This is a genomic window from Paraburkholderia aromaticivorans (assembly GCF_002278075.1).
GTDB classification, from domain to species: Bacteria; Pseudomonadota; Gammaproteobacteria; order Burkholderiales; family Burkholderiaceae; genus Paraburkholderia; species Paraburkholderia aromaticivorans.
The window spans coordinates 2947859-2962953 of record NZ_CP022990.1; the positions used below are offsets into that span (position 1 = coordinate 2947859).

A 15095-nucleotide genomic window follows, 5' to 3' on the forward strand; every position below is an offset into this window, starting at 1 on the left:
TAACGCACACAAACTCCCAATGGCCAGCCGCTCATGGCTCGCTTCGGGTGTGTAATCGCATTAGCGATGAAGAGGTGCGTCAACATGGGATTGAGTGTGCCGTTTTGCCGCGGGTCTTGTCAACAGAAAATCGCCATCAGCACAAACGCTGCGCGTGCCGTGTGCAGTCCGCGCGACGTGACCTGTCCAGTGCCGGGCGAGGTTAAGCGAATCGGGGCGGCGCGCATGCTTCGCAAGACGTAGCGCTTTTTCCCTCAGACTCGCGGCAGTCTCACGTCGTGCGGGATGCGCTGCGCTGCTGCCGCAAAATCCTCACGAAGTTCAGCACGGTCGGCGATTTCTCACGCTGCCGATGGATCAGCGCAATACCTGTTGAAAGCGGTTTGCCCTGCAGTTCGTGATACGACACACCTTCGACCTGGATCTGCCGGATCGACGCGGGCACCACCGCAACGCCGAATCCTGCCGCCACGAGGTTGGCCGCCGACGAGATCTGTGGCGACTCCATGCTGATAGACGGCGCAAAGCCGGCTTCGCGGCAGGCGCTGATGATCGAGTCATACAGGTCCGGGCCGATCGGCCGCGGAAAGAGGATAAACGAGTCGTCCGCCAGGTCTGCCAGATTGACGCGCCGCCGCCGGTTCAACCGGTGGCTTGCCGGCAGCACGACCAGCATGTCTTCCTCGACCAGCGGTTGCACGATCAAATCCCGGCAGTTCAGCGGCATGCGCACCAGGGCGGCATCGAGTTGCCGCGCGGCGACCTTGTCGAGCAGCAGCGAGCTGTTGCTTTCCTCGCAGCCGATCGTCACGCGCTCATAGGCGTGACGATACCGTTGCATCGTCATCGCGACGGCTGGATGGAACACCGTGGAACCCGCGAAACCGAGCGAAAGCCGGCCTGTCTCTCCGCGGCCCGCATTCTGCACTTCGACCAAAGCCTCTCGCGCATCTTCAACGATACGTTGAGCACGCTCGCGAAACAGCCGCCCGGCTTCGGTCAATTCGACGCGGCGCGGATGACGGATGAACAACGGCGTGCCGATTTCGCGCTCGAGCTTCAGGATCTGCTGACTCAACGGCGGTTGGGCGATTCCGAGGTGCGTGGCGGCATCCGTGAAATGCAGATGCTCGGCGACCGCGAGAAAGTAGCGCAACTGACGAAATTCCATATCTTTTTCGTCTCCAAAATGTGACTTCGAGATATTGGACTAATGACCGGACTGATTCTAACCTTTGCGTCAATCCGATGCGCTCAAAGGCCGCACCCGAAATCACTGGCCGCAATCGTCGCGCATCGCAATCAACATTCGCCGAGGAGAAGTTCTATGTCAGCAGCGTATGCACCTCTCGCCAACCAGCCGGCCGTCGCGGCCCAAAGGCTCGTTGCGGATCTGCGCAACATCGTCGGCAAGAAGCACACCTTGACGGACGACGGCGCGACCCGCCGCTACCGTACGGGGTTTCGTTTCGGCACAGGCAAGGCGCTCGCGGTGGTACGTCCCGGCACGGTCGTCGAACAGTGGCAGGTGTTGCAGGCATGCATCGCGGCGAACGTGATCGTCATTACGCAGGCTTCGAACACGGGTCTCACGGGCGGCTCGACGCCTGACGGCGACGACTACGATCGCGACATCGTGATCGTCAGCACGACCCGGATGAAGAAGGTGTACCTCATCGACAATGGCAAGCAGGTGGTCTGCCTTCCGGGGGCGACGCTCGACCAGTTGGAAAAAGTGCTGAAGCCTCTCGGGCGTGAGCCTCATTCGGTGATCGGCTCGAGTTGCATCGGCGCGTCGGTATTCGGCGGTGTCTGCAATAACTCGGGGGGCGCGCTGGTGCAGCGTGGCCCGGCGTATACGGAAATGGCGGCCTTCGCGCAGGTCGACGCGACAGGCAGACTGAGCCTCGTCAATCACCTCGGCATCGAGCTCGGGGAGTCGCCCGACGAAATTCTTGGCCGGCTCGAGCGCGGCGAGTTTTCGGATGCCGACGTCCGGCACGACGCGGGCGCCGGGTCGGACCACGGTTACGCGACTCACGTGCGTGAGATCGACGCCGATACGCCGGCGCGTTTCAACGCCGATCCACAGCGACTGCATGAAGCGTCGGGCTCGGCCGGCAAACTGATGGTGTTCGGCGTGCGGCTCGACACGTTTCCGATCGAGCACAGCGCCAAGGTGTTCTATATCGGCACGAACCGGCCGGACGAACTCACGGCGATCCGCCGGCACGCGCTGCACGGCTTCAAACATCTGCCGATCTCGGGCGAATACCTGCATCGCGACGCTTTCGACATTGCAGAAAAGTACGGCAAGGATAGCTTCCTCGCGATCAACTATCTCGGCACGTCCAGACTGCCCGCGCTGTTCGGCTTGAAAAGCCGTTTCGATGCGCTATTCGATCGCCTCGGCTGGTTCCCTTCGCATTTCACCGACCGCGTCTTGCAGGCCGTAAGCCGGCTGTTCCCAAACCATTTGCCGCCGCGTATGAAGCAGTACCGTGACAAGTATGAGCATCATCTGATGTTGAAAGTCGCGGCCTACAGTGTCGAGGAAACGCGTGCGTTTCTCTCGCGCTATTTCGAAAACGCAAGCGGCGGTTACTTCGAATGCACCGAAGAAGAGGGCAGAAAAGCGTTCCTGCATCGCTTCGCCGCCGCGGGCGCCGCGGTTCGCTATCGTGCCGTGCATCCGCGGGAGGTGGAGGACATCGTCGCACTCGATGTGGCGCTGCGCCGCAACGATCCCGACTGGATCGAAACGCTGCCGCCGGAGATCGAAAAGACGATCGCGATCAAGTTGTACTACGGCCACTTCCTGTGCCACGTGTTCCACCAGGATTACATCGTCAAGAAGGGCAACGATTGCCTCGAAGTCGAACACAAGATGTGGATGTTGCTGGATCGACGCGGCGCGGAATATCCGGCGGAGCATAACGTCGGGCATCTGTATCACGCGAAGCCGCAGCTCGCCGCGTTCTATCAGCAGCTCGATCCTTGCAACTGCTTCAATCCGGGAGTCGGGCAAATGTCGAAGTTCGCGAAGTACCGCGAAGCGGCGGGTTGAAGCGCCGCATTCGGACGCACATGAGTGGGGCGAGGCGAGGTGACGCGCGCCTGCGCCGGCCCGCAACAAGTTATGTCGAAATGTGTCGCGCAGCGTGGAAAACGCCCGCAAACCCTTATCCCACGGGCCTTCCTCGTGGTGAAACAGCGCGACATATCTTCCCTGTCGATTATGTCGACGCGTCCTTCTATAGTCCGTTCGTTGCCACGCCGCAGTCACCGAAGTGGCCCGAATCCAGGAAGGATATCTCGTGAAGAATCGTTCGTTCGTCGTCCCGGCTGCCGTTCCTGCCGCTGCCTCCGTTTCCGGCTCGATACCGGCCCGTTCATCCGCACGCGGCGCGCTGCGCAAGCTCGTACTTTCCGCCGCAACCGCCGCGCTCGCACTCGGCAGTGCATCGGCGTTCGCCTGGTCGCAGCATGCCACGGCCTACACCTCGCGCGGCACCTATAACGGCGCGCGTTACGGCTCGTGTGGCAGTGGCAGCTGTTCGCATGCGGGCGGCGTCGTCGGCCCCTACGGCGGCCTCGCCACCAACACCGGCACGGTGACTCGCACTGCGCCGGGCCAGTTCTCCAATTCGGGCACCGCGACCGGTCGCTACGGCAACTCCGTCCAACACTCGGGCGACACCAGTTGCGCCGGCGGAACGTGCTCGCACGCCGGCACCCTCACGGGTCCGGACGGCAAAATGGCCACCACGTCCGGCGATGTCACGAGGACCGGCGCGGGGCAGTATTCGTCGTCGGGATCGGTGACCGGCGCGAACGGCAATACGGTCAGTCATTCGGCGTCGACGAATTGCGCCGGCTCGACCTGTTCGCGCTCCGGCACGGTGACCGGCCAGAATGGCGGCACGGTCGATCACTCGGGTTCGGCCACGCGTGTCGCAGCGGGCGTCGTGACGACCTCGACTAGCGTGACGGGTACGCACGGCAACACGGTGACGTCGAGCGGGACGGTGGTGGCGAGTACGGGCGTCGTCGCGACGGGCGGCACCACGGTGGTCGTGGCGCCGAAGCCGGTGGTCGTCGCGCCGCCCGTCGCGTATGTGCCGCCGCCCACGGTGGTCGTGGCGCCCGCGCCGGTCGTGGTTGTACCGAAGCCGGTCGTGGTCGCGCCGCCGGTGGCCTATGTGCCGCCGCCGCCGGTCGTCTACGCACCGCCGCCTCCGCCGCCCGCTGTGTATGTCGCTCCGCGGGTGGTGTATGCCGCGCCGCGTCCGGCGGTTTGGGTGCCGGGCCATTGGGTCGGGCGTGTCTGGGTGCCGGCGCACTGGGCGTGAGGGGGCAGCCATGCGAGTCAAATCACGTGTGACAGTGGAGCAGGGTGGCAGCGCCGCGTTCAGACCGGCTCTCGAGGATTCATCGACACGGCGCTTCTACAAATCGGGCGTGCTGGCGGCGCTAGTCGTGGCGACCGGGTTGGCGATTGCGATGTGCCGTTTCGGGACCGCAGCCGATACGCGCAGGGCGAGTGCGTCGTCGCGGGATTGCTCCGCCCGCTATGCGGCGTTGCTCGACCTCGCGGAGCTGGCGAGACGTGACGGCAAATCATCCGAAGTGGTTGTTCGCGGCCTGAGCGACAGAGGCGGCGCCATGAGCGGATGTGTGTCGACGGGCGGCAGCGGACTGGCGGAGTAGAGCGGCTGATCGATACCCGCGCCGCTCACGCCGCGAAATGGAGCGCGCCCGCGTGCCTGCACAGCCGGGGAGCGCGCTTGGCGATCCGCGGCCTCGTGGCTGAAGCGAATCCACGCAGATTCGGCTCTCTGCGCCGCGCCCGGATCGAAATTGAGTACGGAGCCGCCGATTGCCGATTTCCCGCCGTCTTACTCCGGTTCCGCGAGCACTAACGGAAAGCGAATCTCGAACGTCGTCCCTACACCCTCACGCGACACAAAATCGATGTGCCCGTTCAACACCCGGCACAACTCCTTGACGATCGCGAGACCGAGCCCCGTGCCCGGAATATCTTCGCCCGCGGCGCGCTCGAATTCGTCGAACACGCGGTCGGCGTCCGACGGCGCAATACCCACGCCGGTATCGGAAACGCGAATCGACCAGTGCGACTCGCCGGCCATCGCGAAGTCGAGTTCGACTTCACCGGACTTGGTGTACTTGGTGGCGTTCGAGAGCAGGTTGACCGCGATCTGTTTGAGCTTGAGGCGATTGGACGTGACCGTCGGCAACGCGGGGTCGAAGGCGGCACGCAACGTGAGACCTTTCGCCTCGATCGACGGACGCGAAGCGGCGACCAGTTCGTCGTAGAGCGCGCGCAGATCGACCTGTTCGAGTACGAGCGCGGCGCCGTCGCCCAGCACCACGGAGTACTCGACGATCTGATCGACGAGCTGTTTCATATCGGCGGCCTGGCGGTTGGCCAGCGTCAACGCGGTATCGGCTTTCGCGGGGGCGCGCCCGATCAGCTGCAGTGCGATGGAAAAGGCGTTCAGAAAGTTGCGCAGATCATGGACCACGCTGCGCGTAATTTGCATGCGCGACTCGTACAGGTCGCTCACCAAACGCTGTTTCAGCTTGAGTTCGTGATTGGCGCGTTCAAGCCGGCCGGTGTATTCGTCGATCTTGCGGTCCCGCTCGCTCACCACTTCCTTGATCGACGTGAGCGTCACCATACTGAGTGTTTCGGCAATCAGGCGGCGTGCGCGGCTCTCATGGCGGCGCGTGAACGCGTTGTCGAGGCCCGCGAATTCTTCGAGCGCGTCGGCGAGCACCTGATGGAAGAGATCGAGTTCGCGCACCAGTTCCTCGATGCGGTAGCCCTGGCGCCAGCGCACCATGCCGTGTTTTCTCGCATTGCGTTCGATAGCCGGCTCGACCCGTTCGAGATCTTCGATATCGAGCGCCTCGCACAGTCCTTCGAGAATCTCAGGCAGATGATCCGCCAGTTGCTGGTAGGTGAGCTTGTCCGCTTCGATGAGGTCGACGTCGCCGAAGACGGCGTTCATCCATTGTTCGGTGAGCCGGGTGCGCTCGGTGCGAATGTAATCGGCAAAATTGCGCAGGGGGCTAACGCGTGTGTCGGTCATGGTGGCGCAGTGGGATCGGTTGCGACATTATCACCGCAATCGCGTGTTGTGGAACACCGCTTGCGTAGGCAACACGCCCCGCGGCGGCGTTTGGTGCGGCGGCCCATCGATGCGGTCAATCTTGCCGATATGGCTTGATCCTGTGTCCGCTGCCGCGCCCGTGTCAGGCAGGCGAATCGTGCGCCTTCAAAAAATCGACGAACGCGCGCAACGGCGCGGGCAAATGGCGACGGCCCGGATAGTAAAGAAACGGTCCCGGGAAACGCTGCCACCACGGTTCCAGAATCGGCTCCAACGCGCCGCTGTCCAGATGTGGGCGAAGCATGTCTTCGAAAAGATGAATGACGCCCACGCCGGCGACGGCCGCGCTGATGGCGAGGTCGATCGCCGCGCCGGGGCGCACCAGCAGCGGCCCCGATGGATTTAACTGCAGCACTTCGCCATCGCGCTCGAAATACCAGATCGGCATGGCGCCCCCCGCGAACTGGCCGCGCAGGCACGCATGCGAAAGCAGCTCGCCCGGATGGTCCGGACGCCCATGCGCGTCGAGATAGCCCGGCGCCGCGGCGGTGGCGAAGCGTTGCACGCGCGGCCCGATCGGAATCGCGATCATGTCCTGTTCGAGTCGCTCGTCATAGCGAATACCCGCATCGCAGCCGATGGACAGCACGTCGACGAACCCGTCTTCGACCACGACCTCGACGCGTATGTCGGGATAGGCCTTCAGGAACGCCGCGACGAGGCCCGGCAAAACGATCCGCGCGGCGCTGGCCGGCACGTTCAGTTTGAGCGTGCCGGCCGGCTTGTCCCTGAATACGTTCAGCACGTCCAGCGCCGCTTCCATCTCGCTGAAGAGCGGCGTGAGCTTCTCGATGAGGCGCAATCCGGCTTCAGTCGGCGCCACACTGCGCGTGGTGCGGTTGAGCAGCCGCAGACCAAGCTTTGCTTCGAGGCGGCGCACGGCGATGCTCAAGCTCGACGCCGAGACGTTGCCCACCCGCGCCGCGTCCCGAAAGCCGCCTGCGCGGGCAACCGAGACGAATGCGGCCAGATCGTTCAATTCCATGGCGATTGTTCACATTTTTAAACAACCCGTACACGTTAGACGGCTTTATTAAACAACGCAACCGCGCCCATACTTTCGCTCATCCAATCACCGAGGCGCGCACCATGACCCTTCCCACCATCACGGACACTTTCCCGCTGGCCGGCCGCCCCGTGCGCCGCATGGGCTACGGCGCCATGCAACTGGCCGGACCCGGCGTATTCGGGCCGCCGAAAGATCGCAAGGAGGCGATCGCGGTGCTGCGCGAAGCCGTGGCGTCGGGCGTCAACCATATCGACACGAGCGACTTCTACGGGCCGCACGTGACCAACCAGCTGATTCGCGAAGCGCTGCATCCGTACCCCGGCGACCTCGTGATCGTCACCAAGGTCGGCGCGTTGCGCGGCAGCGACGGCGCGTGGCTGCCGGCGCTCGAACCGGAAGATATCGAGCGTGGCGTGCACGACAATCTGCGTCATCTCGGTCTCGACGTGCTCGAGGTCGTCAATATGCGGATGATGGGCGACGTGCACGTTCCCGCCGAAGGTTCGCTTGAAAAGCAGGTGACGGCCCTTGCCGAACTGCAACGCCGCGGGCTCGTTCGCCACATCGGTTTGAGCAACGTGACCGCGACGCAGATAGCGCAGGCGCGGCGCATTGCGGAAATCGTCTGCGTGCAGAACCACTACAACCTCGTTCATCGGGCGGATGACACGCTGATCGACGACCTCGCGCAGAAGGACATCGCGTATGTGCCGTTCTTCCCGCTCGGCGGTTTCACGCCGATCCAGTCGTCGGCGCTTTCGGACATCGCGCGAACACTTGGCGCGACGCCGATGCAGGTGGCGCTCGCGTGGCTACTGCATCGGTCGCCTAACCTTCTGTTGATTCCGGGCACGTCGTCATTGGGGCATCTGCGGGAAAATCTGCAGGCGTCGCAGTTGAGCTTGACCGACGAGGTGTGCGCTCAGCTGGACAGGATCGGCGGCGTTAGCGGCAAGGCGTGATCGCAATACGTGAGGGCTGGCGGGCAGTCTCCCTACGCGAAGCCGGCCTCACGCCGAACTTGCGATGTACTCTCGCAGCCATTGGTGCGCGGGATCGCGGTGCGAGCGCTCGTGCCAGAGCATTGCCATCTCGTAGCCCGGCACATCCACGGGCGGCTCGACCATCCGCAGCGCGCTGTTGGCGCGGGCGAGCCGCGCGGGCAGCATCCCCACCAGGTCGGTATTCTCCAGTACCGACGACATGAACAGAAAGTGCGGCACGGACAGCACGACTCTGCGTGTCAGGCCGGCCTTCGCGAGCACTTCGTCCGTCACGCCGGTAAAGCCGCCGCCGTCCGGCGACACGATCACATGTTCGAGCTTGCAGAACTGCGCGAGCGTCGGCCGGCGCTTCAGGCGTGGGTGACCGGCGCGGCCGGCCAGAACGTAGCGCTCGGCGAACAACAAACGGCGGCGCAACCCTTCGGGCGCGCCTTCGCTCGTATGAAATGCCAGATCGATCTCTCCCTGTTCCGCCTGCCGCGCAATGCGGGGCGGCGCCGCTTCGACGATGGAGAGACGCGCACCCGGCGCCGCTGCGCGCAAGCCGGCCAAAGCGGGGAGGATGATCGTCGATTCGACGTAGTCGCTCGCGGCAATGCGCCACGTGTGATTCGCTTCGGCGGGATTGAACGGACGGGCTGGCGCCACGGCGCGCTCGAGCGCTTCGAGTGCTTCGCGCAAGGGTTCGCGCAACGCCTCGGCCCGGGCGGTAGGACGCATGCCGCGAGGTCCGGGCAGCAGCAACGGGTCGCCCAGCACATCCCGCAGTTTGGCCAGATGCACGCTGACGGAGGGTTGCGAAAGGTTTAGCCGTTGCGCTGCGCGAGTCACGTTGTGCTCCGACAGCAGCACGTCGAGCGTGATCAGCAGGTTGAGGTCCAGCCCTCGAAGATTATTCATGGCTATACCTGACATATTGGGAATTCATTTCCAATATACCGGAGCAAAGTCTATCTTGGGTTTCTTTAAGCCATGAAGGCCTCGTCATGAACGTTCTTCTTGTTTACGCGCACCCGGAACCCAAATCGTTGAACGGATCTCTCAAGGAGTTTGCGGTCAAACGTCTCGAAGATGCAGGGCACACCGTTCAGGTGTCCGACCTGTACGCGATGAAATGGAAAGCGTCGCTCGATGCTGACGACAGCCTGGCGAAAGAACGCGGCGAGCGGTTTGATCCGTCCCGTGACTCGAAGCATGCATTCGAGAATGGACTGCAGAGCAAAGACATCGAGGTCGAGCAGGAAAAACTCGTGTGGGCGGATGCCGTCATCCTGCAGTTTCCGCTCTGGTGGTTCACCATGCCGGCCATTCTCAAAGGCTGGGTCGAGCGCGTGTATGCCTATGGCTTTGCATACGGCGTCGGAGAGCATTCCGATGTGCGGTGGGGCGAACGCTACGGCGAGGGCAAGCTCGCCGGAAAGCGGGCGATGCTGGTGGTCACGACGGGCGGGTGGGAATCGCACTACAGCCCGCGAGGCATCAATGGTCCGATGGACGACGTGCTGTTTCCGATTCAGCACGGCATGCTGTATTACCCCGGCTTCGACGTGCTGCCGCCCTTTGTGATCTACCGGACGAGCCGCATCGACGAAACGAATTATCCCGCCGTGCGGGACGCGCTCGGACAGCGTCTGGACGATCTTTGGAAAGCTGCGCCGATTCCGTTCCGCGCTCAGAACGGCGGCGCATACACGATTCCGGATCTGACGTTGCGGGCCGATATTGCGCCCGGCACGGTAGGCTTCGGGGCGCACCTCGAGCAGGATTAGGACGCGTACGCGGCAGCGCTCCATCTTCATCTTCATGCAGACGAAGCGCGAGACGCCGCGCGTCGGTTGCGCGGCATCCATCGCCATCCCGGGGTCACCCAAGCTGACGGGATCGTATGCTTCGCTGAAATTTGGTTGTAAGTCGTCGTTGCTAGAGTCGTCGAAAGAATCTTGCCCTATATGCCGGGCAGTGTTCTTCGGACACCTAGATAGGGAAGAGCGACAAACCATGAACCAAACTCGTGCGTTCTGGCTCATTCTGACGCTGCTATTTACGACGCATGCCTGGGCATTTCAGTCCCGGGTCGTCGCCATCCCGAGCGTCGCCATGCATAAGTCGCTCGCAGCGACAGTCGTGCTACCCGACCAATATGCGCGCGGCAAGGGGGCTGACCGCTTTCCGGTCGTCTATCTGTTGCACGGCTCGGGTGGCGACTACACGGACTGGACCTCGAACTCGCAGATCGGCAAGCTGGCCGACCGCTATCACGTGATACTGGTGATGCCCGACGGCGGCCACGAAAGCTGGTACATCGACAGTCCGGTCGATCCGCGCAGCCGTTACGAAACCTATGTGGGAACGGAGGTGGTTACCTACGTCGACGCGCATTTCCGCACGATCGCGAAGCGCGAGGCGCGTGCCATTACGGGCCTGAGCATGGGCGGATTCGGCGCCTTGCATATTGCGCTGGACCGCCCGGACGAATTCGGCGCGGCGGGCAGTATCAGCGGCGCGGTGGATCCGCGAGGCTGTGAGAATGAGCCCGGCATCGACCGGGTGTTCGGCGATCCGGCGCGGCACGCCGACTTCTGGGACAACGAGGCGATCGTCGAGAATGCGCGCAGTCTCGGCAACGCGCATATCGCGCTCACGATCGATTGCGGAGTGAACGATTCGCTGGTGCAGTCGAACCGAACGCTGCACGAGCGTCTGGTCGAACTCGGCGTGCCGCACGATTATGCGGAGCGGCCCGGCGGCCACACGTGGAAGTACTGGGCCAACGCGGTGCAGTATCAGGTACTGTTTTTCGCCGGCGCGTTCAAGCGCAACGGGAGCAGCGCGGCAAGCGCCGCGGCCTGACACCGCGCCGCGCTTCAGGGCGCGCCGTGGGGCGGGTTCAAAACGCCCGCCGATCCGTCAATCGATGCCGTGAAATACCGCGTCGTCCGGACCGAGATAGGCCGGCGGGCGCCACGCCGCATCGCGCATGGAATGCTGGACCAGTTTTTCGACGCCCAGCAGCACCGCGAAAATCGCCATCCGCACCGGAATGCCGTTGTCCGTTTGCCGGAAAATCGCCAGCCGCGAATCGTGATTCAGGTCCACGCTGAGATCGTTCGCGCCCGGCCGGCTGTCGCGCGGCAGCGGGTGCATGATCAGCGTATCGGCGCCGCACACGCTGTCCACCAGCGCCTGATTGATCTGGAAATCCGGCGTGTAGCCTTCGAACGATTCGTCGGTGAAGCGCTCTTTCTGGATGCGCGTGGCATACACCACGTCGGCGCCGCGCAGGCCGGCGGACAGATCGTGAGTCTGCTCGATCACGTGGTCGTTGCGCGAAATCTGCTCGATGATGTAGCTCGGCATTTCGAGCGTGGGCGGCGAGATCAGCGTGAACTTGATGCCGCGGTACAGCGCCAGCAGTTTGACCAGCGAGTGCACGGTGCGCCCGTATTTCAGGTCGCCGACCAGCGCGATATGGGCGCCGTCGACGATCTTGCCCAGGCGCGAGAATTCACGCTGGATGGTGTACAGGTCGAGCAGCGCCTGGCTCGGGTGTTCGCCCGGGCCGTCGCCGCCGTTGATCACCGGTACATTGGTCGCGCGCGCGAATTCGGCCACCGAGCCTTGCTCGGGATGGCGGATCACCAGCGCATCCACATAGCCGCTCATCACGCGGCTGGTGTCGTAGATCGATTCGCCCTTGGCCATCGACGAAAACGTGAAGCCGGTGGTGTCGCAGACCGAGCCGCCTAGCCGGCAGAACGCCGAACCGAAGCTCACGCGCGTACGCGTGCTGGCCTCGAAGAACAGATTGCCGAGCACCGCGCCTTCCAGCACCCGGGAGATTTTGCGGCGCCGGGCGATCGGCTGCATGATGTCGGCCACGCGAAAGAGCGCTTCCACCGAGTCGCGCGAGAACTGATCCACCGACAGCAACTGCGGCTTGCCCTCGAAAAGCATCTGGCTCGCGAGCGATTGCGAGTCTACGCTTTGCGTATACTTTTCGCCGGGCTCGCCGTGCACCACGATTTCCGACACGAAACGCTCGACGATTTCCGGCATGGCCCGCGATTCCTGCGAGTCGTCCGGCAGGAGCCAGGTGTCGAGCGCCCGGCGCGACACGCCGATGCGGCTTGCGAACGTGTCGCGCGTCATGTTCAGGCGACGCATGGCATCGCGTAGGAAGGCTTGTTGCGGGACGCTCATGGGGCACCTGTCGGAAAAGGAAAGTCGGCGAATGTACGCGTTGCGTATATTAGTTTTCCTGCGGCAGAAGTCAAGCAATTTCGCGATGGACTTTGCCACGCCGCGCCGGTGGCGGTTACACTGCGTCTCATGCATTCCGGCCCAACCTCCCGACTCCGCCCGTCGACCTTCGCACGTCTTGCCCTGGTGAGCGTCGCAGCCGCACGCGCGTGTGACTCGAACGTCGGCGCCAAAGCCAAAAAACAGCCGCTCATCTGACCGGAGCACGCTGTTCCGTCAGATGCGACGGAACAGCCGGTCAACGCCCGCCTGGGCACTTTCCTGTCTTTCCTCCCTCGCACCGCCTGACGGAATCGATACGGTCGTCATCGAGGTAAAGACATGTCTATTTTTTCGGGTATCTGGGTTCCGCTCATCACACCGTTCGCCGACGGCGCCGTCGATCACGCCGCCTTGCGCGCGCTGGTGCGCCGCTATGCCGGCGCGGGCATTGCCGGGCTGGTCGCGCTCGGCACGACCGGCGAGCCGGCGGCGCTCGATCCCGCCGAGCAGGACGCCGTGCTGGCGACGATTCTCGACGAAGCGCGGGCCGAGGCCCGCCACGCGCATGATGCGCGGGCCTTGCCGGTGCTGGTCGGCGTGTCGGGCAATCACACGGCGAGCATGCGCGAGCGTATCGCGCAACTGAACCCGTTGCCGATTGCCGGTGTGCTGATGGCCGCGCCGTACTACATCCGGCCTTCGCAAGCCGGCATCGTCGATCACTTCGCGGCGCTGGCGGACGCGAGCGCGAAGCCGGTCGTGCTGTACGACATTCCCTATCGAACCGGCGTGCGGCTGGAACTCGACACGTTGCTCACGCTTGCCGCGCATCCGCGGATCCAGGCGGTGAAGGATTGCGCCGGTTCGCTCGACACCACGCTCGCGCTGATTCGCGATGGGCGCCTGCAGGTGCTCGCCGGCGAGGACATCAATATCTTCAGCACCTTGTGTCTGGGCGGCAGCGGGGCGGTCGCGGCGTCCGCGCACGTGCGACCCGAGCGCTTTGTCGCGCTGTATCGCGCGCTGGCGGCGGGGCGGCTCGACGAAGGACGGCGCATTTTTCACGCGCTGGCGCCGCTGATCCAGACGTTGTTCGCCGAACCGAATCCGGCGCCGGTCAAGGCCTTGCTGGCCGCGCAAGGATTGATACGCGACGAGTTGCGCATGCCGATGACGCGCGCGAGCGGTGCGCTGCGTGAGCGGCTCGAAGCATGGGCTGACCAGGAGCGGAGCGATTCGAAGGAAGCCGAAGCATCGGTTTGAGTCAGACGCTGGTTGCGAGCGAAGGCGCATGCGGGCGATGGCGCGGCGTGTTGATCACGGCACCCGCGCCGCGCCGTGAACGTGATCCGATGCATTCCCTGTATTTGAGATGATGCTTCGTCATGCCAGGGGATAATCGACGCCCTCTGTCCATTCTCGCGACCGGTGTACAGCCGGTTGATGCCGTATGCAGTCAGTCCCGTTGGCCGATCTTCCGTGGCGCTCGCCATTGCCCGGCACGTGCCGCATGTATCGCACAGGTCGCACGTTCGGTGCGCCAAACGTGTTGCCCATATCGAACCCGCGCCGGGCAGCGTCCGAGCGAATGTGTTCGACGAGCTCGCCGCGCGCGGGGCGGCGTTAATGGCTTCCGTATTTAGCGCCGGTAGCCGGCTTGCCAGCGGATCGGTCGGCTTCGTCACGCGCCGCACCGCGTTGACGCTGGCGTTGGGCGCGGCGGGCGGCGCGGCGGCGCTGGCGCTCGCCGCGGGCTTTGCGATCGGCACGCACTGGCCGGCGCATCGCGGGGCCGGCAATCCGGAGGCGGGTCGCATCGAGCACGACTATGCGATCGATCAACTCGGCAAGCTGAATGCGTCCGTGGCGCAGATCGAACCGCGCATCGCGCGATTGACCGCACAGGTCGGCGACCTACGCGATTTCGAAGCGCGCCTGAACACGCCCCGGCCGGCGCCGCGCGCACCGGCTGTCCCCGCCATGCCGGCCGCGGCGTCCGAAGCCGACACCGCGGCCACCGACAGCGAAGGCGAGGGCGGCCCTTCGCTGCCGCCGCGTCGCTGTAGCGAACTCGCGCCGGCACTGAGCCGCCATGCCGATGTCGCACGCACCGGCCAGCAACTGGAGTGCATTGCCGCGACTCTGTCGGCGCTCGAGCAGCAGACCGCCGATCACGCGATCGCGTACGCCGCGTTTCCCGGCCGCATGCCCGCCGACGGCGCGCGCTTCGGCTCGCCATTCGGCAATCGCATCGATCCGTTCACGCATCGTTTGAGCTTTCATCCGGGTCTCGACCTGGTTGCCGGGACCGGCACGCCGATTCGGGCGGCGGCCGGCGGCCGCGTGGTTTTTGCCGGTGAGAAATCGGGTTATGGCAACGCGGTCGAAATCGATCACGGTAACGGCCTCATGACGCGCTATGGCCACGCGTCGCGCATCGTCGTGCATGTCGGTGATCTGGTGCTGCCGCGTCAATATATTGCCGATGTCGGCTCGACCGGCCGCTCCACCGGGCCGCATCTGCACTTTGAAGTGCTCGTCAACGGCGCGCCGGTCAATCCGGTTGCCTACCTCGCCCTTTTCTTGCCCGCGTCCCATGGCTAACCGACATTTTCCGCGCGAGGGGGGCCGCCTGACTCACCG

At 64.1% G+C, this 15095-nt stretch carries 13 protein-coding genes; 8 read left to right on the forward strand and 5 right to left on the reverse strand.

The window, feature by feature from the left end; genetic code table 11:
- Positions 1 to 271: 271 nt before the first annotated feature.
- Positions 272 to 1171 (reverse strand): LysR family transcriptional regulator, encoded by a 900-nt coding sequence (locus CJU94_RS32780; protein WP_095422668.1) that lies wholly within the window; start codon positions 1169 to 1171, stop codon positions 272 to 274.
- Positions 1172 to 1327: 156 nt separating this feature from the next.
- Here CJU94_RS32780 and dld point away from each other — a divergent pair, with 156 nt between their 5' ends.
- The 3 genes from dld (at position 1328) to CJU94_RS32795 (ending at position 4710) form a co-directional block, all read left to right on the forward strand.
- The gene (gene dld, locus CJU94_RS32785; protein WP_095422669.1) at positions 1328 to 3067 is read left to right on the forward strand and encodes a D-lactate dehydrogenase; all 1740 of its coding nucleotides are present in this window, start codon (positions 1328 to 1330) and stop codon (positions 3065 to 3067) included.
- 250 nt (positions 3068 to 3317) lie between these two features.
- Complete coding sequence (locus CJU94_RS32790; protein ID WP_095422670.1) at positions 3318 to 4352, forward strand: hypothetical protein; 1035 nt, start codon at positions 3318 to 3320, stop codon at positions 4350 to 4352.
- A 10-nt stretch (positions 4353 to 4362) separates the two neighbouring features.
- On the forward strand, positions 4363 to 4710 hold the full coding sequence (locus CJU94_RS32795) for a hypothetical protein (RefSeq protein ID WP_095422671.1): 348 nt from the start codon (positions 4363 to 4365) through the stop codon (positions 4708 to 4710).
- A gap of 188 nt (positions 4711 to 4898) precedes the next feature.
- Here CJU94_RS32795 and CJU94_RS32800 read toward each other — a convergent pair whose 3' ends face one another.
- Complete coding sequence (locus CJU94_RS32800) at positions 4899 to 6116, reverse strand: sensor histidine kinase (protein WP_095422672.1); 1218 nt, start codon at positions 6114 to 6116, stop codon at positions 4899 to 4901.
- Positions 6117 to 6279: 163 nt separating this feature from the next.
- Positions 6280 to 7182 (reverse strand): LysR family transcriptional regulator, encoded by a 903-nt coding sequence (locus CJU94_RS32805; protein ID WP_095422673.1) that lies wholly within the window; start codon positions 7180 to 7182, stop codon positions 6280 to 6282.
- Positions 7183 to 7286: 104 nt separating this feature from the next.
- Between CJU94_RS32805 and CJU94_RS32810 the strand changes: the two genes are divergently transcribed.
- A complete protein-coding gene (locus CJU94_RS32810; protein WP_095422674.1) occupies positions 7287 to 8168 on the forward strand; it encodes an aldo/keto reductase family oxidoreductase in 882 nt (293 codons plus the stop codon).
- Between the two features lie 48 nt (positions 8169 to 8216).
- Here CJU94_RS32810 and CJU94_RS32815 read toward each other — a convergent pair whose 3' ends face one another.
- Positions 8217 to 9125, reverse strand: a complete 909-nt coding sequence (locus CJU94_RS32815; RefSeq protein ID WP_095422675.1) for a LysR family transcriptional regulator — start codon at positions 9123 to 9125, stop codon at positions 8217 to 8219.
- A 71-nt stretch (positions 9126 to 9196) separates the two neighbouring features.
- Between CJU94_RS32815 and CJU94_RS32820 the strand changes: the two genes are divergently transcribed.
- Both CJU94_RS32820 and CJU94_RS32825 read left to right on the forward strand, forming a co-directional pair.
- Positions 9197 to 9979, forward strand: coding sequence for an NAD(P)H-dependent oxidoreductase (locus CJU94_RS32820; RefSeq protein ID WP_095422676.1), 783 nt, complete (start codon positions 9197 to 9199; stop codon positions 9977 to 9979).
- Between the two features lie 229 nt (positions 9980 to 10208).
- On the forward strand, positions 10209 to 11060 hold the full coding sequence (locus CJU94_RS32825; protein ID WP_095422677.1) for an alpha/beta hydrolase: 852 nt from the start codon (positions 10209 to 10211) through the stop codon (positions 11058 to 11060).
- A 57-nt stretch (positions 11061 to 11117) separates the two neighbouring features.
- Here the strand turns inward: CJU94_RS32825 and CJU94_RS32830 are convergent, their stop codons facing one another.
- On the reverse strand, positions 11118 to 12410 hold the full coding sequence (locus CJU94_RS32830; RefSeq protein WP_095422678.1) for an aspartate carbamoyltransferase: 1293 nt from the start codon (positions 12408 to 12410) through the stop codon (positions 11118 to 11120).
- A 381-nt stretch (positions 12411 to 12791) separates the two neighbouring features.
- Here CJU94_RS32830 and dapA point away from each other — a divergent pair, with 381 nt between their 5' ends.
- A complete protein-coding gene (gene dapA / locus CJU94_RS32835; RefSeq protein ID WP_095422679.1) occupies positions 12792 to 13715 on the forward strand; it encodes a 4-hydroxy-tetrahydrodipicolinate synthase in 924 nt (307 codons plus the stop codon).
- A 363-nt stretch (positions 13716 to 14078) separates the two neighbouring features.
- Positions 14079 to 15056: a M23 family metallopeptidase gene (locus CJU94_RS32840; RefSeq protein ID WP_095422904.1), complete on the forward strand. Its 978-nt coding sequence runs from the start codon at positions 14079 to 14081 to the stop codon at positions 15054 to 15056.
- The last annotated feature ends 39 nt before the right edge of the window (positions 15057 to 15095 follow it).